The sequence below is a fragment of the Bradyrhizobium sp. MI1.11 genome (assembly GCF_055811255.1).
Genome location: NZ_JBVVPM010000008.1, coordinates 69269 through 92481, shown reverse-complemented (window position 1 = coordinate 92481; position 23213 = coordinate 69269). Strand labels below are relative to the sequence as shown.

General features: G+C 63.8%; 24 protein-coding genes. 14 read left to right on the top strand and 10 right to left on the bottom strand.

Features of this window, described 5'->3' with window-relative positions; translation table 11 throughout:
- Nucleotides 1-15: 15 nt before the first annotated feature.
- Nucleotides 16-591, bottom strand: a complete 576-nt coding sequence (locus tag AC0L30_RS10790) for a hypothetical protein (protein ID WP_473404295.1) — start codon at nucleotides 589-591, stop codon at nucleotides 16-18.
- A gap of 157 nt (nucleotides 592-748) precedes the next feature.
- On the opposite strand from AC0L30_RS10790, the gene AC0L30_RS10785 reads away from it, so the two are divergent.
- Together AC0L30_RS10785 and AC0L30_RS10780 are read left to right on the top strand one after the other, a co-directional pair.
- The gene (locus AC0L30_RS10785; RefSeq protein ID WP_007592541.1) at nucleotides 749-1687 is read left to right on the top strand and encodes a LysR family transcriptional regulator; all 939 of its coding nucleotides are present in this window, start codon (nucleotides 749-751) and stop codon (nucleotides 1685-1687) included.
- A gap of 95 nt (nucleotides 1688-1782) precedes the next feature.
- Nucleotides 1783-2730 (top strand): helix-turn-helix domain-containing protein, encoded by a 948-nt coding sequence (locus tag AC0L30_RS10780; RefSeq protein ID WP_007592542.1) that lies wholly within the window; start codon nucleotides 1783-1785, stop codon nucleotides 2728-2730.
- Between the two features lie 37 nt (nucleotides 2731-2767).
- On the opposite strand, the gene AC0L30_RS10775 is transcribed toward AC0L30_RS10780, so the two are convergent.
- From AC0L30_RS10775 to AC0L30_RS10755, 5 genes are all read right to left on the bottom strand, one after another.
- Nucleotides 2768-3352 (bottom strand): TIGR00645 family protein, encoded by a 585-nt coding sequence (locus tag AC0L30_RS10775; protein ID WP_473404294.1) that lies wholly within the window; start codon nucleotides 3350-3352, stop codon nucleotides 2768-2770.
- A gap of 33 nt (nucleotides 3353-3385) precedes the next feature.
- A complete protein-coding gene (locus AC0L30_RS10770; protein WP_007592545.1) occupies nucleotides 3386-4021 on the bottom strand; it encodes a TerC family protein in 636 nt (211 codons plus the stop codon).
- Nucleotides 4018-4380, bottom strand: coding sequence for a hypothetical protein (locus tag AC0L30_RS10765; RefSeq protein WP_354127844.1), 363 nt, complete (start codon nucleotides 4378-4380; stop codon nucleotides 4018-4020). Before AC0L30_RS10765 ends, AC0L30_RS10770 begins: the two co-directional genes overlap by 4 nt.
- A 2-nt stretch (nucleotides 4381-4382) precedes the next feature.
- Nucleotides 4383-4856 carry a tellurite resistance TerB family protein gene (locus tag AC0L30_RS10760; protein ID WP_219682546.1) on the bottom strand — a complete coding sequence of 158 codons (474 nt, stop codon included), beginning with the start codon at nucleotides 4854-4856 and terminating at the stop codon, nucleotides 4383-4385.
- A 276-nt stretch (nucleotides 4857-5132) separates the two neighbouring features.
- Complete coding sequence (locus AC0L30_RS10755; RefSeq protein WP_007592548.1) at nucleotides 5133-5513, bottom strand: nuclear transport factor 2 family protein; 381 nt, start codon at nucleotides 5511-5513, stop codon at nucleotides 5133-5135.
- Nucleotides 5514-5678: 165 nt separating this feature from the next.
- Between AC0L30_RS10755 and AC0L30_RS10750 the strand changes: the two genes are divergently transcribed.
- From AC0L30_RS10750 to AC0L30_RS10720, 7 genes are all read left to right on the top strand, one after another.
- Nucleotides 5679-7436, top strand: a complete 1758-nt coding sequence (locus tag AC0L30_RS10750; RefSeq protein ID WP_007592549.1) for an MOSC and FAD-binding oxidoreductase domain-containing protein — start codon at nucleotides 5679-5681, stop codon at nucleotides 7434-7436.
- Between the two features lie 15 nt (nucleotides 7437-7451).
- On the top strand, nucleotides 7452-8048 hold the full coding sequence (locus AC0L30_RS10745) for a redoxin domain-containing protein (RefSeq protein ID WP_007592552.1): 597 nt from the start codon (nucleotides 7452-7454) through the stop codon (nucleotides 8046-8048).
- Between the two features lie 50 nt (nucleotides 8049-8098).
- A complete protein-coding gene (gene pdxR, locus AC0L30_RS10740; RefSeq protein ID WP_473404293.1) occupies nucleotides 8099-9565 on the top strand; it encodes a MocR-like pyridoxine biosynthesis transcription factor PdxR in 1467 nt (488 codons plus the stop codon).
- A gap of 74 nt (nucleotides 9566-9639) precedes the next feature.
- A complete protein-coding gene (locus tag AC0L30_RS10735) occupies nucleotides 9640-10266 on the top strand; it encodes an FMN-binding negative transcriptional regulator (RefSeq protein WP_473254230.1) in 627 nt (208 codons plus the stop codon).
- Nucleotides 10267-10358: 92 nt separating this feature from the next.
- On the top strand, nucleotides 10359-11186 hold the full coding sequence (locus AC0L30_RS10730) for a class II glutamine amidotransferase (RefSeq protein WP_473404292.1): 828 nt from the start codon (nucleotides 10359-10361) through the stop codon (nucleotides 11184-11186).
- Between the two features lie 21 nt (nucleotides 11187-11207).
- Entirely contained in the window at nucleotides 11208-12434 is a 1227-nt protein-coding gene (locus tag AC0L30_RS10725) for a carboxylate-amine ligase (protein ID WP_473404291.1), read from the top strand.
- A 587-nt stretch (nucleotides 12435-13021) separates the two neighbouring features.
- Nucleotides 13022-14161: a hypothetical protein gene (locus AC0L30_RS10720; RefSeq protein WP_354127840.1), complete on the top strand. Its 1140-nt coding sequence runs from the start codon at nucleotides 13022-13024 to the stop codon at nucleotides 14159-14161.
- Between the two features lie 7 nt (nucleotides 14162-14168).
- Here the strand turns inward: AC0L30_RS10720 and gor are convergent, their stop codons facing one another.
- From gor to rpiA, 3 genes are read right to left on the bottom strand one after another with little or no spacing between them, the layout of a single operon-like run.
- The gene (gor, locus tag AC0L30_RS10715) at nucleotides 14169-15557 is read right to left on the bottom strand and encodes a glutathione-disulfide reductase (protein ID WP_007592564.1); all 1389 of its coding nucleotides are present in this window, start codon (nucleotides 15555-15557) and stop codon (nucleotides 14169-14171) included.
- Between the two features lie 55 nt (nucleotides 15558-15612).
- Entirely contained in the window at nucleotides 15613-16131 is a 519-nt protein-coding gene (locus AC0L30_RS10710) for a DUF2059 domain-containing protein (protein ID WP_007592566.1), read from the bottom strand.
- A gap of 2 nt (nucleotides 16132-16133) precedes the next feature.
- A complete protein-coding gene (rpiA, locus tag AC0L30_RS10705; RefSeq protein WP_473404290.1) occupies nucleotides 16134-16847 on the bottom strand; it encodes a ribose-5-phosphate isomerase RpiA in 714 nt (237 codons plus the stop codon).
- 175 nt (nucleotides 16848-17022) lie between these two features.
- Between rpiA and AC0L30_RS10700 the strand changes: the two genes are divergently transcribed.
- The 5 genes from AC0L30_RS10700 (at nucleotide 17023) to AC0L30_RS10680 (ending at nucleotide 21928) form a co-directional block, all read left to right on the top strand.
- Nucleotides 17023-17712: an HAD-IA family hydrolase gene (locus AC0L30_RS10700; RefSeq protein WP_354127838.1), complete on the top strand. Its 690-nt coding sequence runs from the start codon at nucleotides 17023-17025 to the stop codon at nucleotides 17710-17712.
- Between the two features lie 212 nt (nucleotides 17713-17924).
- Nucleotides 17925-18350 (top strand): hypothetical protein, encoded by a 426-nt coding sequence (locus AC0L30_RS10695; RefSeq protein ID WP_245285865.1) that lies wholly within the window; start codon nucleotides 17925-17927, stop codon nucleotides 18348-18350.
- Nucleotides 18351-18458: 108 nt separating this feature from the next.
- Complete coding sequence (moaA, locus tag AC0L30_RS10690) at nucleotides 18459-19493, top strand: GTP 3',8-cyclase MoaA (protein WP_473404289.1); 1035 nt, start codon at nucleotides 18459-18461, stop codon at nucleotides 19491-19493.
- A 169-nt stretch (nucleotides 19494-19662) separates the two neighbouring features.
- A complete protein-coding gene (locus tag AC0L30_RS10685; protein WP_007592574.1) occupies nucleotides 19663-20244 on the top strand; it encodes a TRAP transporter small permease subunit in 582 nt (193 codons plus the stop codon).
- 28 nt (nucleotides 20245-20272) lie between these two features.
- The gene (locus AC0L30_RS10680; RefSeq protein WP_473404288.1) at nucleotides 20273-21928 is read left to right on the top strand and encodes a TRAP transporter large permease; all 1656 of its coding nucleotides are present in this window, start codon (nucleotides 20273-20275) and stop codon (nucleotides 21926-21928) included.
- Nucleotides 21929-22007: 79 nt separating this feature from the next.
- Here the strand turns inward: AC0L30_RS10680 and AC0L30_RS10675 are convergent, their stop codons facing one another.
- Nucleotides 22008-23096, bottom strand: coding sequence for a TRAP transporter substrate-binding protein (locus tag AC0L30_RS10675; protein WP_473404287.1), 1089 nt, complete (start codon nucleotides 23094-23096; stop codon nucleotides 22008-22010).
- Nucleotides 23097-23213 lie beyond the last annotated feature (117 nt).

The window sequence follows — 23213 nt, the reverse complement described above, 5'->3', positions numbered from 1 at the left end:
CCTTGTCCGCGCCGGTCAGATCGCCGGCTCGTCCTTCAGCGCCGACAGGACCCGCTCGCCCTGCGCGGTCAGCCGGTACGTCACCAGCGGACGGCTCGACGGTGGTTTGCGCGCGAGCTCGACGATGTAGCCGCGCACCATCAGGGCTTCGAAGCTGCCGTAATAGCCGAACATGCTGATCTGGTTCTGCCTGAGCAGCTTGAACTCGCGCAAGAGACGGATCTCGTTGCCCGACAGCAGCGACCGGCGCACGCGCTGAACGAACCGCGCGCGCTGCTCGAACCAGTTTTGGTCCGGCAGTTCGTGCAAGGCCGGTGCCGGGGCCCGTTCGCAGGGACGCGCGTCCTGCGCAATCTCGACCGTCACCTGCGGCAGGCACGGCATGCTACTGCTGACAACCGCGTCCTTCGCGACGTCGAGCAACGCGAGCGGCCAGCGCCGCTTGTTGTCCACCATGACCGGCGCTGGCATGACGCTGTCGCGCACCAGCTGCTCGAAGCGTCCGGCGGTGACGCCGACATAGGCCGCCGCGCGACGGCGATCGACCAGACGCGTATCCGGCGCGACCTCGCAAACAATGTTCTCGTCCACCCCGGATCCCCTGGCGCCTCGTTGCGCATGGCATGACGGTCCGGCGGGACCGGCCAAGCCGGGCGCGAACCTAGGTGGGAGGAGCGTGCTCGAAAAGCACAGAATTTCGTACATATTGATGCCGTTTCGGCAACAGCTATAGTGGGCCGGGGATCCCATGCGCTTTCACTCACCGGCCATCCAGTACTTCCACGCCGTCCGCCGCACCGGTTCGATTCGGGCCGCGGCGCGCCTGCTGAACGTTGCCTCGTCGGCCGTAAGCCGCCAGATTCTCAAGCTCGAACAGGAGGTTGGGTCACCGTTGTTCGAGCGCAATGCGCGCGGCCTGACGCTGACGACGGTCGGCGAGATGTTGGCCCGGCACGTCATGAACGTGCTCCAGGACCTCGACCGCTTCCGCTCGGACGTCGCGTCCCTGTCGGGGACCTGGCACGGCACCGTCAGCATTGCCTGCATCGAGTCGCTCACGGAATCGGTGCTGCCGGACCTGATCGCCTCACATCGCGGCCGCGCCCGGCGCGTCAGCTTCACCACCGAGGTGAAGGGATCGTCGGATGTGCTGGAGGCCCTGAGCCGCGGCGAGGCCGACATCGGCATCGCCATGGCGCTGCGCCATCCGCCGGACCTGCGCCAGGTCGCCTTGAAACGGTTTCGCCTCGGCGCCGTCGTCGCGCGCGAGCATCCACTGGCGCGCCGCAAGACGGTCACCCTAACCCAATGTCTCGCCTTTCCCGTCATCCACGCGCTGCCGGAGCTGTCGATCTATCATCTGCTCCAGCCGCTGATCGCGCAGCTGTCCGAGACGCCGGAGCCTGCCATCCAGGCCAACTCGATCGACCTGATGCGCGAGCTCGCCGCGCGCGGCGTCGGCGTCGCCTTCCAGACCCAGCTCGGCATCGACAGGCTGTCGCGCGACAGCCGGCTCGTCTTCCTGCCACTCGACAATGCCGGCAGTCCGGTGTGGTCAGATCTCGGCATCTACGTTCGCGCCGAGCGCACCCTGCCCGCCCACACGGAATCCTTCCTCCAGGAGCTGGTGCGCGAGCTGGGCGAGCGCGAGCGGCGGGAAAACGCGGCCTATCCGCAGGTTGCGTGATGAAGCGTCGCAGTAGTTTCCCGGGATAGGGCCGACGGTCGACCATCTGATACCGTTTGTATTTTGCGGCTCATCCCTCGCGCCAGGATCCCGAAATGCCGCTAGCTCGGCTGAAGCCTTCGCGAATCCTCGGCATCGAGCGCTTCTCGGATTTCGCCGAGTTTCGCGCCAACGAGGTGCTCGGCCTCGGCATCAGCACGCCGCTCCGCCCGCGCGAATTCTCGCTGTCTCGCGCCATCCTGCCGCTCCAGGATGGGTTGTTCGTGCTCCAGCGCTCCTTTGCACGGCGATTTGAGGCCGAGATCGGCACGGACAATGGTGTCGGCCTCGTCGTCCCCCTCACGTTTCACTCCACCTCCAACGGCCGCGAGGTCGACAATTCAACGATTGCGATCATGCGCGGCAAAACCCCCGTCGACGCGATCGAGCATCATCCCAACACTTACCTGATGCTGCGCTTCAACTCGGACATGCGCCATCGCGGCTGGACGGATTTCGACACCGGCCTCGCATATGTTCGCGCGCAGGACCATCCGATGGCGCGCCTACGTGCCGCTATCCTGGAGATGTTCTCACTCGCCTCGGCGTGCAACGATCCCCGGCAATTCGAGGCGCTCAACCGACCCATCCAGGAGACGCTGCTCGCCTGTCTCGACGATGCCATGGCGCCGGCCGGCGGGCTGACCGCGCGACGCGGATCGTTCGCCAAGCACCGCAAGCTGATCGCGCGCCTCGACGAAATGGTCATGTGGTCCGGCAGCAAGGCACTCTACAGTGACGACCTCGCCTCTGCGCTCGGCGTATCGGTGCGTACGCTGCAGACCGCCGCACATGCGGTGCACGGCGTGAGCCTGCACCACTATCTGCGCCTCAAGCGGCTGTGGTCCGCCCGCATCCAGCTCATGGTCGGAGGCGGCGGCATGAGCGTCAAGGCCGCAGCGCTCGGCAACGGCTTCTGGCATCTTGGTGAGTTCTCGCGCGGCTACAGATTGGCGTTCGGCGAGGCACCCTCCGAGACGCTGGCGCGGAGCCGACGTTCCTGAGCGCAGCCTTCGGTCTTTGAGCGGCCGTCTGTCACACTCAGCCGTGACCAGCTCCCTTGCGCTGGCCGCTATCGCTGAGGCGGTCGACCCAGGCGATGCCGATCGCGGAGATGATGAAGGTCAGATGGATCAACACCTGCCACATCACGCCGCTCTCGGTGAAATTGCTCCGCGTCGTGCCGAGATTGCCGGCCTCGATGAAGGTCCTGAGCAGCGAGATCGAGGAGATGCCGATGATCGCCATCGCAAGCTTGATCTTGAGCACGCTGGCGTTGACGTGGCTCAGCCATTCCGGCTCGTCCGGATGACCGCTGAGGTTCAGGCGCGAGACGAAGGTCTCGTAACCGCCGACGATCACCATCACCAGCAGGTTCGAAATCATCACGACGTCGATCAGCCCGAGCACGACCAGCATGATCTGCTGCTCGCTGGCGTCGAACGAGTGGACGACCAGGTGCCAGAGCTCCTTCAGAAACAGCAGCACATAGACGGCCTGCGCGACGATCAGGCCGACATACAGCGGAACTTGCAGCCAGCGCGAGCCAAAGATGAGTTGGGCAAACGGGCCGATTTGCGGCGCCGACACGGTATCCACCGAAGGTGCTTTGGATTCGGACGTCATTGATCACTCCGGATGATGGACAGGCGCGCTGCCTCAGAGACTCGCGATCACAGGCGCGAGCTCGAGCGATCCGCGATAGATCATCTCGAAGGCGACGTAAACGATGATAGCGAGGCCGACATAACCGATCCAGCGCTGCTTCTGGAGTACGCGGCCGAGCAAATCGGCGGCGACGCCCATCAGCGCGACCGACAACAGCAGGCCGAAGGCGAGGATGTAGGGATGCTCACGGGCAGCACCCGCAACCGCGAGCACGTTATCGAGCGACATCGAGACGTCGGCGGCAACGATCTGCACGGCCGCCTGCCTGAAGGTCTTTCGGGAGGCAGGAGCAGCGCCGCTGCCACCATGGCTGAACGCGAGCTCGTTCGCATGCGCGGACTGCTCGCGCAGCTCCCGCCACATCTTCCAGCACACCCAGAGCAGCAGCACGCCGCCGGCGAGCAACAGCCCGATCACTTGCAGAAGCTGGGTCGCGACGCCGGCAAAGACGATGCGCAGGGCGGTCGCGGCGATGATGCCGACGACGATGGCGCGCCGGCGCTGCTCGGCCGGCAGGCCGGCTGCGGCAAGGCCGATGACGACGGCGTTGTCGCCGGCGAGCACGAGGTCGATCAAGACGACCTGAAGCAGCGCGGTCAACGCTTCGGTGGTGATGAATTCAGTCATGATTGGTCATTTTTCGGTGCGGCAGGATCGAGCCATTGCGGCTTCTTCCGCTCGACCCAATCCAAAACCTTGCTGCGCGAGGATCGCAGCGCGGGCACGTCTTCCGCGAGCAAAGCGAGGCCGAGCGGCAGCATCCAGACGCCGAGCACCGGCAGGAACGAGAGCACGCCGCCGACAATCAGCAGCGCGCCCGAAGGGATTCTCACCCAGCGGCTGGACGGCTTGAGCAGATAGGTGACGGTTTCGCCCATGCGCGGCGGCAGGCGATGGACAAGCTTGTCGAGGCGCGGGTCGCCGCCGGCCATCTGGCCGGTAGCGCCAGCAGTCCCTGTCTTATCCTCGTCCGAAACTGCGCTCATGCTTACTCCTCGGCGGCGATGCGCTGTTCGGCGCGCACTGCACGGGGCGCCACCTGCTTTGCACGAGGCAGCACCAGCGTCAGCAGGCGCAACAGCTTGATCGCCTGCACTTCGTGGGGATGCACGTCCTCGTCCGCGGCCGCGACGCGCTCCGACAGCTCCATCAAATGAGCCGACAGCGGCAGGTCCGAAACCGGACGCAAGTTCTCGATCACCACATTGGCGAAATCCGGTTCCTCGAGCCGTTCGGCAAGCTCGTCGAACATGGCGTAGAGCCGGTCCTCGGATATGTGCGGTGCCAGCTTGCGATCCCGGATGAAACGGACGACTTCGTCGCGTTCGACCGGCGAAACTTGGCGGTCGGCAACCGCAACCAGCGCGCCGACGATCACCAGCGCCACCGCAGCCTGCTCGTTCAGGCTGGACGGCTCCGTGATCTCGATTTCGATCGGATTTGAATGCTTGGCGTCAGACATCGTTGCTCCCGTATCTTGCGAAATATCCGCACGGAGCTGCGATGGGGACGATTGAGTCGGAGAGGCTCTCAAGAAGGCCCGACGATCGGCCGATCCATCGCATTCGCGCGGGACAGGTCATCCGACATCACGAGGTTTTGCCGACAGCGTCGGCGTCCTCGCCAGAGGGGCCCGGATTCTTGTTCCTTCCACACATAAAGATGGGCCTGTCGGAATCAAGGCGACGCGGCTGCGACCAGCCGCCGCATCGGGTTCCGTGTTGCGACCGAGCCCGTGTTACCCCACCCGCTCGACAAGATGCGCCCGCGAGGGCGACGGCTCGAACCCGTCGCCGAAATACTGCGTCTCGTGCGCCACGAGGCCGTCGCGGAATTCCATGATGCTCACGACGTAGGACGGCACGCCGTCATAGGTCAGCACGAATTCGCTTACCCAGAGATCGTTACCGCCGACGATGCGCCGAACCGTGAAGCGCTTCTTGTTCGGTTGTACGAACCGGCTCTGCTGGATGTTGCTGCGACCGCGGATCCGCTCGCCGGATTGCGGATAGTCGAGCACCGCGTCCTCGCGGTAGATGTCGTGCTCGGCCTCGAAATCGTTCGCGTCCGAAGCGTCCCAATGGCGCTGGAGCGCGGCCAGCTTACCCTGATCATCCATCGTGATCTCCCGTTTGACTGTGTTCTCGTTATGCCATCTGAGATTGGCCTCAAGGCCGCCGGTGGCAAGGCTTGCTCGCAACGTCTAACAACGACTAACGAGCCAAAAACCCCATCCGAATGCAAGGATGACGGCAGAACCGCGCAGTCAGATCGGGAACACGCAATGGCAAATCTGCTTTCGGTCAATGTCGGCCTGCCGCGCGACGTCGCCTGGCAGGGTCGGACCGTCCACACCGGCATCTGGAAGGCGCAGGTCGCAGGCCCGCGCAGGGTGCGCCGGCTCAACATCGATGGCGACGGCCAGGGCGATACGGCCGGTCATGGCGGCGAACATCGTGCCGTATTCGTCTATCAGGAGGAATCCTATCGGTACTGGCAGGAGCATCTGGGTCGATCGAACCTCGTTCATGGCCAGTTCGGCGAGAACTTTACGGTCGAGGGCCTCGCCGACACCAACGTGTGCATCGGAGACCGCTACAGGATCGGCTCCGCGGTGTTCGAAGTGACCCAGCCGCGCGTCACCTGCTACCGGCTCGGTATTCGCATGGAGGAGCCGGACATGGCCGCGCTGCTCGTCAGGCACGGGCGGCCGGGATTCTATTTTCGTGTGATCGAGGAAGGCGACGTCGAGGCCGGTGACGAGATCACGCAGATCGCCGTGGGACCCGAGCGCATGAGCGTGTCCGAGATCAATGCGTTGCTTTACCTGCCGCCGCATCCGCACGAACGCCTCGAGCGCGCGCTGCGGATTCCCGCGCTGAGCCGCGGCTGGCACCGTTCATTCGAGGCGCTGCTCGAGCAGCAGAAGGAAAACAAGACCGCGGGAAACGCCGGGCTTGGGCCGGCGGCGAGCGCTCCTCCGGCCTGGCGCGGATTCCGTTCCTTTCGCGTGGCGCGCAAGATCGCCGAAAGCGACAACGTGACGTCGCTGATCCTCGAACCCGTCGACGGACATCCCGTGGCGGCCGCCCTGCCCGGTCAGTTCGTCGTCATCAGGCTCGAGCCTTCCCGTGCGCAGCCGATGACGCGCAGCTATTCGCTGTCGAGCGGCTCCGATGCCGCGTCCTATCGCATCAGCATCAAGCGCGAAGTTCACGGCGCCGCCAGCCGTTACATCGCCGACGAGCTGGTGGACGGCGCTGCCGTGCAGCTCGGTGCGCCACGCGGCAGTTTCACGCTACGACCGGGCACCGGGCCCGTCGTCCTGCTGAGCGCCGGTATCGGCGTCACCCCGGTGCTCGCGATGCTCCACGCCCTCGCCGCTGAAGCGACGACGCGGGACGTGTGGTGGCTGCACGGCACCCGCAACGGCCGCGAACATGCGTTCGCCGCCGAGGCGCGCGAATTGCTAGGTGGGCTCTCTCGTCACCATAGCCACGTCTGCTACAGCGCGCCTGACCCGGGCGATCGTCTCAATGTCGCGTTCGATACAGCCGGACATCTCGACGCACGCCTGCTCCAGAGCCTGAGCGTGCCGCGTGACGGCGATTTCTATCTGTGCGGACCGACAGCTTTCATGAGCGATCTGAAAGCTGGCCTCACCACGTTGGGCATCGCACCGGATCGCATCCACACCGAATTGTTCGGCGCCGGACCATCCTTGACGCCCGGCATAGCATCCTCTCCGCAGAAGCGAGCGCACCCGCCGGTCGGCGCTCCTGGCCCCGGCCCGATGGTTTCGTTCGCCCGCAGCGGCCTCAATGTCCGCTGGGGACCGGCCTATGCCAGCCTGCTGGAATTGGCCGAAGCCTGCGACGTTCCCGTGCGCTGGTCGTGCCGGACCGGCGTGTGCCACAATTGCGAGAGCGGATTGATCGCAGGGACGGTCGACTATGCGCCGGATCCGCTCGATCCGCCGGCGGACGGCAATGTCCTGATCTGCTGCGCACGGCCCCGAAACGACGTCGTGATTGATCTGTAAAACTGGGAGAGCGTAATGCGACCTGACATCATGCCGGGAGTAACCTTCCCGGATTACGAGCTCAGCGACCACACCGGCAAGCACCGAAAGCTCTCCGAACTGCAGGCGGGCGCTCCCATGGTGCTCGTGCTAGGCCGCGGCGGATACTGTCCGAAGGATCGCCGCCAGGCCGAAGGCTTGCTCCAGCTCCATCGCGAGATGGAGGTGGGCTATTGCCGGATGGTCACGATCACGACCGACAACATCACCCAGACCAGCGAATATCGCAGCGGCGTCGGAGCGCACTGGCCCTTCCTCTCGGATTCGCGGCGCCTCGTTCAGAAGGATCTCGACATCGCCGAATACACCGACCCCGTCCACAATCCGATGATTCCGCACGTGATCGTGCTCGAGCCCGGCCTCGTCATTCACAAGATCTACAACGGCTATTGGTTCTTCGGCCGTCCAACCGTCGAAGAGCTCCGCCAGGACCTCAGGGCAGTCGGCATGAAGTGCCGGCCGGATTGGGACATCACGACGCCCGGCCTTAGGGCACTGTGGGACCAGGGCCGCAAGGAGCATTTTCATCCCTACGGCAAGGCTTACGTCGAAACTCTCGGCGAACGGGATTAGAACCACATTCCGACATCGTCCGCTCGGGCGAATGCCGGCTTGGAATGTGGATGACCCAGATGAAGACCAATCCCGCGCCCCGTGCCGACCGCATGGGCGCGCGCCAGATCTACGAGGCCTTGAGAGATCAGATCCTGGCGCGGGTGTACGGGATCGACGGTTTGCTGCCGTCCTCCCGCGCGCTGGCCGGCGAGATGGGCGTGGCACGCTCGACCGTGACGATCGCCTACGAACAGCTCGCCGCCGAAGGCTTCATCGAGACACGCCATGGCGCGCGGCCGCGTGTGGCTCGCGCCGTCGTGGAGCGAGGACACGCGCGCGTAGTGTCGCGACCGTCGGCGCGGAAGGTGCGGCTGTCGGCTTTCGGGGACCGGTTGCTTCAAGACCCGCCGCGCTGGACCGAGCCGCCGCGCGGGCTCGTCGCCAACTTCCGCTATGGCGAGCTCGCGCCGTCGGATTTCCCGGTAGTGGCATGGAAGAAGGCCGTGACTGCTGCGATGGCACGCAAGCCCGAGCGGCTGGCCTATGATGACCCCTGCGGCGCGCTGCGGCTGCGGACCGCGCTCCAAGGCTATCTGTGGCGGTCGCGCAGCGTCCGCTGCGAGGTCGATCAGATCGTCGTCGTCAACGGCTCGCAGCAAGGCCTCGACATCTGCGCGCGCCTGCTGCTCGATGCCGGCGACCGCTTCGTGATGGAGGATCCCGGCTACCAGATGGCGCGGCATACTTTTGCGGCGACGGGCGCCAAGACGATCCCGATTCCCGTCGACGCGAATGGATTGGAGACCACGCGGCTCGAGGGCGTCGAAGCCCGCCTCGCCTATGTCACGCCGTCGCATCAATATCCGCTCGGCGGCGTCATGCCGATCGGACGCCGGCACCAATTGCTCGCCTGGGCCAGGGCAAACGACGCCTACGTGATCGAGGACGATTACGACAGCGAGTATCGCTACGACACCAAGCCGATCCCGCCGCTGCATGCGCTGGAAGGCGGCGGCAACGTGATCTATCTCGGCACCGTCTCCAAGACGCTGTCGCCGACCTTGCGGATTGGATATCTGGTGGTGCCCAGCGCCCTGCGATCCCTGTTCGCCGCCGCCAAGCAGATCATGGACCGGCACACGCCGCTGATCGAACAGGACGCACTCGCGTCGATGCTGGAAAGCGGCGCCTATGACGGCCACATCAGACGCGTGCGCCGGCGCAACGCCGAACGCCAGCGCACGCTGCTCGACGCGCTTCGCCGCCGGTTCGGGGATCGCGTCCGGATCGAGGGCACGGCCGCCGGCCTGCACATCGTGGCGTGGTTCGACAACCTGCCACAGAAGCGAGAGGACGCGTTGATCAAGGCGGCCCATGCAAAGGGCGTCGGCATCTATCCCGTCTCGGCACTGTTCGTCGGACCTCGCCGACCGCGGAAGACAGTCGGCCTCGTCATGGGCTATTCGGCACTGGAGGTGTCACAGATCGAGCGCGGCTGCAGGCTTCTCGCACAGGCCGTCGCCGAACTGGACTGATTAAATAGGCGATAACTGGCAGTTTATTATAGGCCAGATTCCGGCTATCTCCAGACCAACACCGGAGATAGACCATGTACATCCCTCCCGCCTTCAAGGACGATATCGAGAGCATCCGGGCGACCATTCGCGGCGCCCGCCTCGCCAGTCTGGTCACGGCCACCACCGAAGGCCCGGTCGCCACACCGCTGCCGCTCTTTCTCGATGAGAGCGAAGGCGAGCATGGCGTGCTGTACGGACATGTGGCGAAAGCCAATCCGCAATGGAAACTGCCGCCGATCGGAGATGCGCTGGCGATCTTCAGCGGTCCCGACGCCTATGTGACGCCGTCCTGGTACGCGACCAAGCAGGAGACCGAAAAGGTCGTGCCGACCTGGAACTACGTCGCGGTGCATGCCTACGGCCCGGTCGAATTCTTCCAGGAGCCCGAGCGCCTGCTCGACGCCGTGACGCGGCTCACGAACAGGCACGAAGGATCGCGTGCAAAGCCGTGGGCCGTGACGGATGCCCCTGCGGATTTCATCGCCGCGCAATTGCGTGGAATTGTCGGCGTGCGCATTCCCGTCGTGCGGTTCGAAGGCAAGCGCAAGATGAGCCAGAACCGTCCCGAGGCCGACCGCGTCGGCGTCGCACAAGGTCTCGCAGCTAGCGAGAACGCGCTGGATCGCGAGGTTGCTCCATTGATTCCGGTGCCGGTGTAGTGACCACTTGGTTCCCGACACTCGCTGTCGGGAACCATCCTCCTGTCAGGTTCGTTGATACATTTCAGCAAGCATCTCCTGACAGGATTCCCATGTGTCGCTGGATCGCATACCGTGGCGAGACCACGTCTTTCGAGCCCTATGTCACCGAGCCCGAGCATTCGCTGATCGCGCAAAGCATCCGCTCGCTCCAGTCGACGGCCGGCTCGAATGGCGACGGTTTTGGTCTCGGCTGGTACGGCGAGCATCCGGAGCCTGGACTTTATCGTGAAACACGCCCGGCCTGGTCGGACGAAAATCTCCGCTATCTCTGCCGGCATCTGCGCTCGCATCTGTTCTTCGCCCATGTGCGCGCCGCCACCGGCACGGCGGTGACACGGCAGAACTGTCATCCCTTTGCCTGCGGCCACTGGATGTTCATGCATAACGGTTTCGTCGGCAGCTGGAATCGCCTGCGGCGCAAGGTCGAGGCGCTGATCCCCGACGCCTACTATCCTTCGCGGACAGGCACGACCGATTCGGAAGCCGTATTTCTCGCCATGATGGGCGCGGGTCTCGACGCCGATCCGCTCGGCGCAACGCATCGCGTGCTGCGATCCCTTGTCGGCCTCGTCAACGAAGGCGAGCTTCGGGAGCGGCTACGCTTCACCAGCGCCATCGCCAACGGCCGGGATCTCTATGCCTTCCGGGTTGCGGTCAACGATGCCGCCAACACACTGTATTTTCGTGAGGCTGGCGGCCAGGTCATCGTCGTGTCCGAGCCTTTCGACAAGGAAACGGACTGGACGGAAGTGCCCGCGAATCACGCGCTGGTCGCACGTGCGTCCGAAAGCGCGAAAATTGTTCCGTTCGACCTTGCAATTTCCGGTGGGCTCGACGCGGAACCCGCCCCCGTCAGAAGGATTAACGCCCGCAGGTAAATACCTTGGCCGGGTGGCACAATGACATTTGCATCAGACGTTTTAAAACTGCTGCGGCTCGATTCCTCGGAAGACAAGCAGCACCTCGTCATTCGCTCGGCCGGCGGACGCGGCAAGGCTGCGGAATATTCGTTCGGCATCGAGGAGGAATACTTCCTCGCCGATCGCCGCAGCCTGGAGGTCGCGATTCAGACCCCCAATGAGCTTTTCGAATCTGCAAACTGGTCGACAGGCGGCCAGGCGATGCGGGAGATGTTGCAGTCCCAGCTCGAGGTCGCCACCAACGTTCATGTCGACGTCGCCGACGCGCGCGAAGAGCTTCGCTTCCTGCGGCGCGAAGTCGCGAACGTCGCGGCACAATACGGCTTCGTGATCATGGCCTGCGGCACGCATCCGACCGCGGTCTGGCGCATGTCGCAGCCGAGCCCCAAGCCGCGCTACGAGGAGATGATCGAGGATCTGCGCAGCATCGGCCACCGCAACCTGATGTGCTGCATGCATGTGCACGTCCAGCTGCCCGATCCCGAAAAGCGCACGGCGGTGATGCGAGCGATGCTGCCGCATTTGCCGTTGTTCATCGCCCTGTCGGCCTCCTCTCCGTTCTGGAATTCACACAAGACCGGTCTGAAGGGCTACCGGCTCGCCGCTTATTCCGAGCTGCCGCGCACAGGCCTGCCCGAATTGTTCGAGAGCAGGCAAGATTACGACGAATATGTCGGCGCCTTGCAACGCTCCGGCGTGATCCCCGATGAAAGCCACATCTGGTGGGCCATGCGCCCATCCATGAAGCACCCGACCCTCGAGTTGCGTGCGCCCGATACCTGCACCTTCGTCGACGACGCCGTTGCCATTGCCTCGCTCTATCGCTGCCTGACGCGCTATCTCTACCTGCGACCTCATCTGTCGAAAGAGGTCACCGCGGTCGAACGCGCGATTGCGGTGGAGAACAAATGGCGTGCCCAGCGCTACGGCACCGATTGCATCTTTGCCTCCAGGGAGGGGCCGGTCGAGATCTCCGAACTGCTCTCCCGCGTGATCGAGGACGTCGCCGGGGACGCGGCCACGCTGAACTGCGCCACCGAGGTCGAACACTGCCGCACCATCGTCGAGCGTGGCAGCTCGGCTGAATTCCAGCTTCGTGCCTTCCGCGACAATGCGGAGGACATCGCCGCCGTGTCGCGCTGGATCGCAGACGCGACGATCTCGGGGACGAGCGCCGCGCCGGCAAGCGTCCCTACGCCCTCATAGCGCCCGCGCAAGCTTCGGGAGCAACAATGTCGCTCCTGAATTCGGAAGCTCGCGGGGAGAACCATGAATCGCGTCAAATGTTGTGCCGGCTGCGGCCATGGCCTCATTCCGATGCTCTCGGCCAAAGGTCGTGCGGAGCTCAGCTGCCTCTGGTGCGAGCTGATCGAGGCGCGTGCAGCAGACATGGCGAAGTGGGCTGACAGCCCGTACGGAAAGCGCGAGCGGACGGTGCGTCGATCTTTCGAATGAACGGCTTCAGACCCCCGGCCGCCAACTTCTCCTGATCGGCGCGGCTGCACGTCCGCGCCAGAATGCCGACAAATTAGACAAGACACGTCTCGTCGCCAGGCTTGCAGACTGGGCGAACATGGCCATGCAGGCTGGCGAAGCGTGTCATCTAACCTCAGGTGCAACCTTGATTTTTCTTCGAGTGGCGGCGGGTCGCAAAGCCTCCGTGCCGCGCGGCGCCGAGACTGGCCCAAAATTCGCAAGGCAGCATCAGGCCTGATCCCCTGCTCTCCTGATTGCAGCAGCAAGATGCGTGCGCCGAGAGAGACCGGGTGAGCGGCCTAGAATCGGAGACTGCCATGAACGTGCATGCCGCCGGCGATCTCAAAATCACCGGCCTGACCCGCCCGGACGGCGCCCCCCTTCGCCTCAACGACCGGGATTTCGTGGCGATCGACCGCGACCGGAATGCGAAGTTCGAGGCGACGTACCGGCCGCAGGCCCTCTACAATCGCGCCAACGAGGGCTTTCACGCCAACAACGAAACTTTCCTGCTGCACGAGGTCGCGACCAATCTGCCGATCTATCTGCCCGACACCGGACCGACAGATTTCCATCTTCATCTGCCACCGGGCGGCTTTCAGCTCGTGCTGGTCACCTCGGGCGCGTTCACCTTCGACTATGACGGGCGCTTCTACAATGTCGGCCCCGGCGCGGTGATGCTGCAAAGCGCGATCGTGCACCGCCAGCTGTTCTACACCTGGTCGGGACTGTCGACCGAAGAGAATTTGAAGACACCACAAACAGTGGCGCCGGACCCGATTTCCATGGGCTATTCCGGCAAATTCCTCGAAGCCTTCATCACCGATCCGACGACCTTTCCAAACCCGACCATTGTCGGCCCGGATCAGATCAACGAAGACGAGACGCCACGGGTGGCATGGAGCCACTCTCTGCATGATCGCCCGGCCGATGCAGGCTTCTGGCTTCAAGACCCTTTGGCGCTCGACGCGCTGTTCAAGCCGCTCACCGACAGCCCGGTCAAATCGGCCATGCCGGTTTACGTGCGCGACATCGGCATTGAAGTGCCGAGCGGCCGTCTCGTCACCGGCCACATCATCGCAACCGACCCACGCGGCCAATCGCTGCTGCCCAAGAGCACGTCGGCAGCAGCGGACACCACATGTTTCGCCAAGGGCGAGGTCGTGATCTACCGCGTCATCCGCGGCACGGCCGAATTCAAGAACAAGACTGGCGAGACCTTTGAGCTCACGGCCGGCGATGTGGTGACGGCAGGCAAGAACGCCACAAGCCTCATCGGTGTCGGTGAGAACACGCAGGTCCTTCGGCTCGGCCTTCTCAAAGGCATGAACGACCTCCGCAGCTGGACGCCGACGCAACGCGACGAAATCGACGGCCTCGCCGGTCAGATCATCACGCAGAGGGACATCCGTCCCCTGCGGACCGAGGGCAAGCCGGTCGGATATTTGTACGGCTGAGCGGAGTTTACTCCGCCGCCTGGCGCACGTGGCGTGCGGTCGGGGTGCGCATGGTGACGAGTTCTTCGGCCGCGGTCGGATGCAGCGCGATCGTCGCATCGAAATCGGCCTTGGTCGCCTTCATCTTCACGGCAATCGCGACTGCCTGCGTGATCTCGGCCGCGGCATCGCCGACGATGTGACAGCCGAGCACGCGGTCGGAGGCGCCGTCGACGACGAGCTTCATCAGCACGCGGGTATCGCGGCCCGACATTGTCGCCTTGATGGGGCGGAACGTGGTCTTGTAAATGTCGACATGGCCAAATTGCGCGCGCGCCTCGGTCTCAGTGAGGCCGACGGTGCCGACCTCCGGCTGCGAGAACACGGCGGTCGGGATGTTGGCGTGATCCACCTGCACCTCGCGCTTGCCGAATACGGTGTCGGCGAACGCATGGCCCTCGCGGATCGCGACCGGCGTCAGGTTGAAGCGATGGGTGACGTCGCCGATCGCATAGATGCTGTCGACCGAACTCTTCGAGAAATGGTCGACCGCAATGCCGCCGTTCCGCGGGTTGATGGCGACGCCGGCCTTCTCCAGGCCGAGATTGGCCACCGCCGGATGGCGGCCGATCGCGAACATCACCTGGTCGGAAGCGAGGCTCGATCCGTTCGACAGATGCGTGGTGAATTCCTCGCCGTGCCGATCGACCTTCGTCACAGTGCAGCCGGTGAGAATGGTGATCCCCTGCTTCTCCATCTCGGCGCGGACATGGGCGCGAACATCCTCGTCGAACCCGCGAAGAATGTTGTCGCCGCGATAGATGACTGTGACGTCGGAGCCGAAGCCGGCGAAGATGCCGGCGAATTCCAGCGCGATGTAGCCTCCACCCTGGATCACGATCCGCTTCGGCAGCCTGGTCAGGTGAAACGCTTCGTTGGAGGAGATCACGTGCTCGATGCCGGGAATCGGAGCACCGTGATTGGGCGCGCCGCCGGTGGCGATCAAAATGTATTTTGCGGTGATCTTCTTGTCGTTCTCGAGCAGGCGGACGGTGTGTTTGTCCTCGATCACCGCGCGGCTCTTGACGATCTGCGCGCCCGACTTCTCGACATTGGCGGTGTAAGCCGCCTCCAGACGCGCGATCTCCTTGTCCTTGTTGGCAATCAGCGTCGGCCAGTCGAAGGTCGCAGGCGGAACGGTCCAGCCAAAGCCGGCGGCGTCCTCGATCTCGTGACGGAAATGCGAGCCGATGACGAACAGCTTCTTCGGCACACAGCCGCGGATCACGCAGGTCCCGCCCATGCGGTACTCTTCCGCGATCATGACGCGGGCGCCGTAGCCGGCCGCGATGCGGGCGGCACGCACGCCGCCCGAACCGCCACCGATGACAAAGAGGTCGACGTCGAATTCAGCCATTGTCCACTCCGACCTCTTTCAGAACATGATCCGGATTCTGATCAGATAGGAACTGTCAGATCTCCTTGCCACGCTTGCGCATCTCGGCGCGGAAGTTGCCCATCACGGTCTCGGAGAAGTTCTGGGCCCAGGAGTTCATGAAGGCCATGCTCAGCCCGATCGCGCGCGGCTCGGCCTCGATCAGCTTCTTGCCCAGCGGCGACTTGTAGAAAGTCACGAGATCCTTCAGCTCCTGCTCGGTGAACTCGCTGGCATAGACCTGCGCCATGCCATCGCCGATTTCGCTCTCGCGGCCTTTGAGCTGCTGGGCGACGATCTGGGCGACTTCGGTGAGGTCCTTCTGGTAGTTCAGGTTCTGCTGGATCAGCGCGATCTTGGTCTTCTCGACCAGGCCGGGCACGGCATTGGCGTACATCGCACTGGCGTTCTTGATCGCCAGGATCTCCTTGGCCGCCGCGACGGCGGCCGGCGACGATTTCGGCGGGGCGGCCTGCTGGGCCCCGGCCGGGGCGACCGAGAAGGCCAGTCCCACAGCGAGGGTCGCGACCGGCAACAATTTCAAAACGCTCTTCATTCCTAGTCTCCTTTCGGCTTTCGCCGTTCAATCACGCGAATTCCTTCGCCACCCGCCAAAACAGCCGAGCTGGCCAAGCCGATGAACAAACCATGCTCGACAACGCCGGGGATCGCGCTCAACGCCGTGGCAAGGCGGGCGGGATCCTCAATCTTTTCGAGCTGGGCATCGACGATCCAGTGGCCGCCATCGGTGACGAAAACGTGGCCGTCCTTGCCGTTGCGGACCGCCATCTCCCCGGAAACGCCGCATTCCGCAAACGCCTTCTCGATCGCGCGTCGCGTTGCCCCAAGCCCGAACGGGATGACTTCGACCGGCAGCGGAAAGCGGCCAAGTGTCGGGACCCATTTGGTGTCGTCGGCAATCACGATCATGCGATCCGAGGCGGCCGCCACGATTTTCTCGCGCAACAGCGCGCCGCCGCCGCCCTTGATCAGATTGAGTTCGGGATCGATCTCGTCGGCGCCGTCGACGGTGATGTCGAGATGGTCGATCTCGTCCAGCGTGGTCAGCGGCACGCCGCAGCGGATTGCATCGAGGCGCGTCGCCTCGGAGGTCGGCACGCCGATCACTTTGAGTCCAGCGCGGACCCGCTCGCCGAGCAGCTCGACGAAATGTTTTGCGGTCGAGCCGGTGCCGAGCCCGAGCTGCATGCCGTCACGGACGTCCTCGAGGGCGCGCGCCGCAGCCTGCCGCTTCAACTGGTCCATATTCACGTTTGCGCCGTCCCTGAATTACGAGTGTCGTGCCTTATAGGCTCGCGGCGGCCTGTGTAGCCTCGTTTTCCCTCGGAGAACAGGGTCTGGGGAACAGGCCTCCCGCCCCACCTTATAAGGTGATCTTATGGCTTCCGCCCTTGCGCGGGCGGGGCCGGGCCGGTAGCGCTGGACCATGACCTCCCCCCACACCATCGTCTTCGATCTCGACGGCACGCTTGTGGATACGGCGCCCGACCTGATCACCGCGCTCAATTACGTGCTCGACCGCGAAGGGCTGCCGCCCGTGCCGATGGCCTCGGCCCGCAACATGATCGGCGCCGGCGCCCGCAAGCTGATCGAGCGGGGGCTGGAGGCCGAGGGCCGCAGCGTCACGGTTGCCGACATGGACCGGATGACGGCCGATTTCATCGCTTATTACGCTGACAATATCGCCGTCGAATCCCGGCCCTTCGAGGGACTGGAGGCCGCACTCGACCATTTTGCGGCCCAGGGCCATCGTCTCGCGGTCTGCACCAACAAGCTGGAATGGCTGTCGAAGCGCCTGCTGGACCAGCTCGACCTGAGCCGACGCTTCGCCGCGATCTGCGGCGCCGACACTTTTGGCGTCCAAAAGCCCGATCCGACCATTTTCCGCGAAACGGTGGCGCGGGCCGGCGGCGAGGTCAAAGCCAGCATCATGGTCGGCGACGCCGGACCCGATGTCGGCGTGGCCCGGCGCGCCGGAGTTCCCGTGATCGGGGTCAGCTTCGGCTATACGGACGTCCCGATCGCCGAGCTGAAGCCGGACCGGCTGATCCATCACATGCGCGACCTGCCGGCAGCCGCCAGCAGCCTGATGACTGCGCAGGCAGATCTCAAATAGCTGAGATAGCTTGATTATTCCGCAGAAATCCCGCGTTAACCATCTATTAACTATGCGAGGCCCGCCGGTTGCTCGCTCGGAACGACACTCCTAAGTTTGTCCGGGGTGTGGCGGTTCGCCGCACTAGGTGAATGTCATGCGTCGTGTCATCTCGTTTTCATTAGCTGGAGTGAGCGTCCTTCGGGGCAACGAGCCTTGCCGGCTGCTCCTCGATGTCTTCAACTTCCTGGAACATGTTCAAATCGGCCCCGCCGACCGTCCAGGTCCGGCTCGAATCCAATCCTGCGGGTGCTGACGCCACGACCTCGCTCGGACAGGGCTGCAAGACCCCCTGCTCCGTCTCGGTTCCCGCCCCGGACGTCCCCTTCACGGTCGCTTTCGCGCTGCCAAAATACCAGCCGGTAAGCGTGCCGGTGAACGTCATCAAGAATCCCGGCGACTTCACGACGCCCGCCTCGGTCACCACCGACCCCAACCCGGTTTTCGCGGAGCTCCAGCCGGCCATTCCACCGAAACCGGTCCGCAAGCCGCACCGGCCGAAGAAACCGAAACCGGCGGCGCCCGCGGCTGCCCCGGCGGCTGCTGCCGCGCCGGCCGCGGACTCGCCGTTCCCCGATCCGAACACGGGCAAGCGCTGACCTCCGCTAACGCCCCAATTGTCTCTGACGCGTTCGATGCTTAGATTGCTTCCAGGACACCGCTGAAGCAAAACTGCTCGCGTTGCCGCAAGTGACAAGGCATTTGGTATGAACGGACTTTCCGCGAGCCCCCGCGCCGCGCTGTCGAGCGCGATGACCGATCCGTTCGGACGGACCATTTCGTATTTGCGCGTCTCCGTCACCGACCGCTGCGACCTGCGCTGCTTCTACTGCATGTCGGAAGACATGACGTTCCTGCCCAAGGCGGACCTGCTGACGCTGGAGGAACTCGACCGGCTCTGCTCGGCCTTCATTGCCAAGGGCGTGAAGAAGCTGCGGCTCACCGGCGGCGAACCGCTGGTCCGCCGCAACGTGATGACATTGGTGCGCTCGCTGTCGCGGCATCTCAAGAGCGGCGCGTTGAGCGAGCTGACGCTGACCACCAACGGCACCCAGCTTGCGAAATACGCGAGCGAACTCGCCGATTGCGGCGTCCGCCGCATCAACGTCTCGCTCGACACGCTCGACCCACAAAAGTTTCGCGAGATCACCCGGTGGGGCGAGATCGACAAGGTGCTGGAAGGCATCGAGGCGGCACGCGCTGCGGGCCTCGCGGTCAAGATCAATGCCGTTGCGCTGAAGAACCTCAACGAGGACGAGCTTCCCGACCTGATGCGCTGGGCCCACGGCAAGGGCATGGGGCTGACGCTGATCGAGGTCATGCCAATGGGCGAGATCGGATCGGGACGTATTGACCAGTACCTGCCCCTGTCGCTGGTGCGCGCGCGCCTCGCCCAGCACTTCACGCTGACGGATCTGGCCGAGAGCACCGGCGGCCCGGCGCGCTATGTCAGCGTCGCCGAGACCGGCGGCAAGCTCGGCTTCATCACCCCGATGACCCATAATTTCTGCGAATCCTGCAATCGGGTGCGCGTCACCTGCACGGGAACGTTGCACACCTGCCTCGGCCACGAGGATGCCTCCGATTTGCGCAAACCTCTGCGTGCATCGGACGACGATTCGCTGCTTGCGGATGCAATCGACCGCGCCATTGGGCTGAAGCCCAAGGGCCACGACTTCATCATCGACCGCCGCCACGACCGCCCCAGCGTCAGCAGGCACATGAGCGTCACCGGCGGCTAGCATCGGCTGCCGGGCCGCGGCTTATTCCCCTTAACTATCAACAAACTTCCGATTGACTGGCGGCAAACTCGCTGGTTTGGTGCGGCTGCCTCATGCCTGCGCGGCGAGACAAGCCAACGCGCCACTCGGCGCAGTCAAGACGGCCGGGGCAAATCGGGGAGGACCAATCTTGCAAGCGCTCCTGAAGCTGAGCAATGGAATTGACGCGTTCACACGTTGGACCGGCAAGCGTCTGGCTTGGCTGATCCTGGTCGCCGTCGTCATCTCGGCGGTGAATGCGATCATTCGGAAGACGTTGGACACGTCCTCCAACTCGTGGCTCGAGCTGCAATGGGTGCTTTTCAGCATCGTGTTCCTGCTGTGCGCGTCATGGACGCTGCTCGACAACGAGCACATCCGGATCGACATCTTCAACAGCATGATGCCGAAGCGGACTCGCAACATCATCGACATCATCGGGCACATCTTCTTCCTGATCCCGCTCACCGTTGTCATGATCGTGACCGGGATACCGTTCTTCCTGCGCTCGCTTCAGATCAACGAGCAATCCGGTAATGCGGGCGGCCTGCCGCAATGGCCGGCCAAGTCGCTCATCATGATCGGCTTCGCGTTCCTGCTTGTTCAAGGCGTCTCCGAACTGATCAAACGGATCGCCGTCATGCGTGGCATGATTCCGGATCCCCACGAGTCGCAGATTTCGGCGCTGGAGGCCGAAGTCGAGCACCTCGTTGAAGCGATCGAACAGAAGTGATCGCCAAGCGGCATCGTAGGGGGATTCAATGACCGCGTTTATCGTCGCCAATATGGCGCCAATCATGTTCGCGACGCTGGTGATCGTGCTGCTGCTCGGCTATCCGGCGGCATTTTCGCTTGGCGCCGTCGGCCTGTTCTTCGCCATCATCGGCGTCGAGCTCGGACAATTCCACCCGGACTTTCTCCAGGCCCTGCCCGAGCGCGTTTACGGGGTCATGAACAACGACACGCTGCTCGCCATTCCCTTCTTCACCTTCATGGGGCTGGTGCTCGAGCGCTCCGGCATGGCCGAGGATCTGCTCGACACCATCGGCCAGTTGTTCGGCACCATTCGGGGCGGCCTCGCCTACGCGGTGGTGTTCGTCGGCGCCCTGCTCGCGGCGACGACCGGCGTCGTGGCGGCCTCGGTGATCTCGATGGGCCTGATCTCGCTGCCGATCATGCTGCGCTACGGCTACGATCGCCGCGTGGCGACCGGCATCATCGCGGCCTCCGGCACGCTGGCGCAGATCATTCCGCCGTCGCTCGTCCTGATCGTGATGGCCGACCAGCTCGGCAAGTCGGTCGGCGACATGTACGAGGGTGCGTTCATTCCGGGCCTGGTGCTCGCCGGCCTCTATGCGAGTTACGCGTTCCTCGTGACCATGATTTTCCCGAAGGCCGCCCCGGGCCTGCCGAAGGAAGCCATCGGTTTCCGCGAGGAGAGCGGCGACCGCGGCCTGAGGTCGCTCGGCGTGCTGTTCCTGGCGAGCTGCGTGTTCGGCTGGTTCATGATGCGGAATTCGGAGACACACGGCGCCGACTTCGTCGTGCTCAGCATGTTCTTCGGCATCCTCTTCGCGTTCTTCGTCGCCGTCGCGAACTGGGTCCTCGACAAGCTGACGGGCTTCCGTTTCCTCTCGAAGATGGCGCAACAGACCACCTTCGTCATGGTGCCGCCGCTGTTCCTGATCTTCCTGGTGCTGGGTACGATCTTCATCGGTGTCGCGACGCCCACCGAAGGCGGCGCCATGGGTGCAGCCGGCGCCCTCATTCTCGGAGCCGCGAAGCGGCGCCTGACCTGGGACCTCGTTCGTCAGGCCACCGAATCGACGGCGAAGTTGTCCGCCTTCGTCGTCTTCATCCTGGTCGGCGCGCGCGTGTTCTCGCTCACCTTCTACGGCGTCAGCGGCCACGTCTGGGTCGAGCACCTGCTGACCTCGCTGCCCGGTGGCCAGATCGGCTTCCTGATCTTCGTGAACGCCTTCGTGTTCGTGCTGGCGTTCTTCCTCGACTTCTTCGAACTCGCCTTCATCGTGATCCCGCTGCTCGGGCCGGCTGCCGAGCATCTCGGCATCGACCTGATCTGGTTCGGCGTCATCCTCGGCGTCAACATGCAGACGTCGTTCATGCATCCGCCGTTCGGATTTGCGCTGTTCTATTTGCGCTCGGTCGCGCCGAAGGAGCGCTATACCGACCGCGTCACCGGCAAACGCATGGAGCCGGTCACGACGGGACAGATCTATTGGGGTGCGGTGCCGTTCGTCGTGATTCAGATGATCATGGTGCTGCTCGTGATCATGTTCCCGTCGATGGTGATGCACTACAAGGGCGTGCAGTCCACCGTCGATCCCAACAGCATCAAGATCGACATTCCCCAGATCGATCTGCCGCCGCTCGACTTCGGCCAGCCGAAGCAATAGCGCCCGGCCCACCCGCAAAAAAAGAACCCGGAGCTTTTGCTCCGGGTTTTTTCGTTTGGGCCGATCGGGCGCCCTGCGATCAGCTCTGCGAGTTGCGCGCCATGAAGTTGTCATAGCCGACTTCGGCGACCTGGAACCACTGATATCCGTTGTTCGAGAACGCGGTCAGGGATTCATAGACTTTCTTGAAGTCCGGGTTGGTGGCCGAGACTTCGGTGTGCAGCTCCTTTGATGCCTTGAAGCAGGCTTGCATGATCTCGGGCGAGAACGGATGCAGCTTGGCGCCGGCCGCGAGCAGGCGCCGCAACGCCGGCGGATTGGACTGGTCGTACTTCGCCATCATCCAGTTGTTGGCGTAGTGCCCCGCCTGTTCGAGAATGCTCTGGTAGTGCTTCGGCAGCGCATTCCACTTGTCCTGGTTGACGAAGGCGAGAAGCATCGGCCCGCCTTCCCACCAGCCCGGGAAGTAATAATGCGGCGCGACTTTCACGAAGCCGAGCTTCTCGTCGTCATACGGTCCGACCCATTCGGCAGCGTCGATGGTGCCCTTCTCCAGCGCCGGATAAATGTCGCCTCCGGCGATCTGCTGCGGCACCGCGCCGAGTTTGGCCATCACTTTTCCGGCGAAGCCGCCGATGCGGAATTTCAACCCGCTGAAGTCCTGAGGCGTCTTGACCTCCTTGCGGAACCAGCCACCCATCTGACAGCCGGTGTTGCCGGCAAGCAGCGAGACGACGTTGTACTTCTTGTAGAACTCGTTGAGGATGTCCCTGCCGCCGCCGAGTGTGTACCATGCCTGATTGATGCGCATGTTCGGTCCGAACGGCACCGCCGAGCCGAAGGTGAAGGTCGGGTCCTTGCCAAAATAATAGTAGGACGCGGTATGGCCGATCTCGCAGGTGCCGTTCTGCACGGCATCGAGCACCTGGAGGCCCGGCACGATCTCGCCGCCGGCAAATGTCTGAATCTGGAATTTGTTGTCGGTCGCTTCCGCGACCATCTTGGCCATCATCTCGGCACCGCCATAGAGCGTGTCGAGTGATTTCGGCCAGCTCGTCGGCATGCGCCATTTGATCTCGGGCGTCGTCTGCGCGATCGCTGGAGCGGCGAGCGTGGCGACACCCGCCGCACCAAGCCCGGTGACCTTGATAAAATCTCGTCTTTTCATGATTTCCTACCCTGATGGATTGTGACGGTGGGCCTTCTTGCCGAGGCTTGGAGGCCAGCATGGAACAAGTGTCGTCCGATTTCCATCCCTCACGATGTGAGGGACAAAAATGCTCAG

Excerpts from the sequence above, each read along its gene's own strand:
- AC0L30_RS10785 (WP_007592541.1), top strand. The coding sequence starts at position 749 with ATGCGCTTTCACTCACCGGCCATCCAGTACTTCCACGCCGTCCGCCGC.
- AC0L30_RS10780 (WP_007592542.1), top strand. The coding sequence starts at position 1,783 with ATGCCGCTAGCTCGGCTGAAGCCTTCGCGAATCCTCGGCATCGAGCGC.
- AC0L30_RS10775 (WP_473404294.1), bottom strand. The coding sequence starts at position 3,352 with ATGACGTCCGAATCCAAAGCACCTTCGGTGGATACCGTGTCGGCGCCG.
- AC0L30_RS10770 (WP_007592545.1), bottom strand. The coding sequence starts at position 4,021 with ATGACTGAATTCATCACCACCGAAGCGTTGACCGCGCTGCTTCAGGTC.
- AC0L30_RS10765 (WP_354127844.1), bottom strand. The coding sequence starts at position 4,380 with ATGAGCGCAGTTTCGGACGAGGATAAGACAGGGACTGCTGGCGCTACC.
- AC0L30_RS10760 (WP_219682546.1), bottom strand. The coding sequence starts at position 4,856 with ATGTCTGACGCCAAGCATTCAAATCCGATCGAAATCGAGATCACGGAG.
- AC0L30_RS10755 (WP_007592548.1), bottom strand. The coding sequence starts at position 5,513 with ATGGATGATCAGGGTAAGCTGGCCGCGCTCCAGCGCCATTGGGACGCT.
- AC0L30_RS10750 (WP_007592549.1), top strand. The coding sequence starts at position 5,679 with ATGGCAAATCTGCTTTCGGTCAATGTCGGCCTGCCGCGCGACGTCGCC.
- AC0L30_RS10745 (WP_007592552.1), top strand. The coding sequence starts at position 7,452 with ATGCGACCTGACATCATGCCGGGAGTAACCTTCCCGGATTACGAGCTC.
- pdxR (WP_473404293.1), top strand. The coding sequence starts at position 8,099 with ATGACCCAGATGAAGACCAATCCCGCGCCCCGTGCCGACCGCATGGGC.
- AC0L30_RS10735 (WP_473254230.1), top strand. The coding sequence starts at position 9,640 with ATGTACATCCCTCCCGCCTTCAAGGACGATATCGAGAGCATCCGGGCG.
- AC0L30_RS10730 (WP_473404292.1), top strand. The coding sequence starts at position 10,359 with ATGTGTCGCTGGATCGCATACCGTGGCGAGACCACGTCTTTCGAGCCC.
- AC0L30_RS10725 (WP_473404291.1), top strand. The coding sequence starts at position 11,208 with ATGACATTTGCATCAGACGTTTTAAAACTGCTGCGGCTCGATTCCTCG.
- AC0L30_RS10720 (WP_354127840.1), top strand. The coding sequence starts at position 13,022 with ATGAACGTGCATGCCGCCGGCGATCTCAAAATCACCGGCCTGACCCGC.
- gor (WP_007592564.1), bottom strand. The coding sequence starts at position 15,557 with ATGGCTGAATTCGACGTCGACCTCTTTGTCATCGGTGGCGGTTCGGGC.
- AC0L30_RS10710 (WP_007592566.1), bottom strand. The coding sequence starts at position 16,131 with ATGAAGAGCGTTTTGAAATTGTTGCCGGTCGCGACCCTCGCTGTGGGA.
- AC0L30_RS10700 (WP_354127838.1), top strand. The coding sequence starts at position 17,023 with ATGACCTCCCCCCACACCATCGTCTTCGATCTCGACGGCACGCTTGTG.
- AC0L30_RS10695 (WP_245285865.1), top strand. The coding sequence starts at position 17,925 with ATGTCTTCAACTTCCTGGAACATGTTCAAATCGGCCCCGCCGACCGTC.
- moaA (WP_473404289.1), top strand. The coding sequence starts at position 18,459 with ATGAACGGACTTTCCGCGAGCCCCCGCGCCGCGCTGTCGAGCGCGATG.
- AC0L30_RS10680 (WP_473404288.1), top strand. The coding sequence starts at position 20,273 with ATGACCGCGTTTATCGTCGCCAATATGGCGCCAATCATGTTCGCGACG.
- AC0L30_RS10675 (WP_473404287.1), bottom strand. The coding sequence starts at position 23,096 with ATGAAAAGACGAGATTTTATCAAGGTCACCGGGCTTGGTGCGGCGGGT.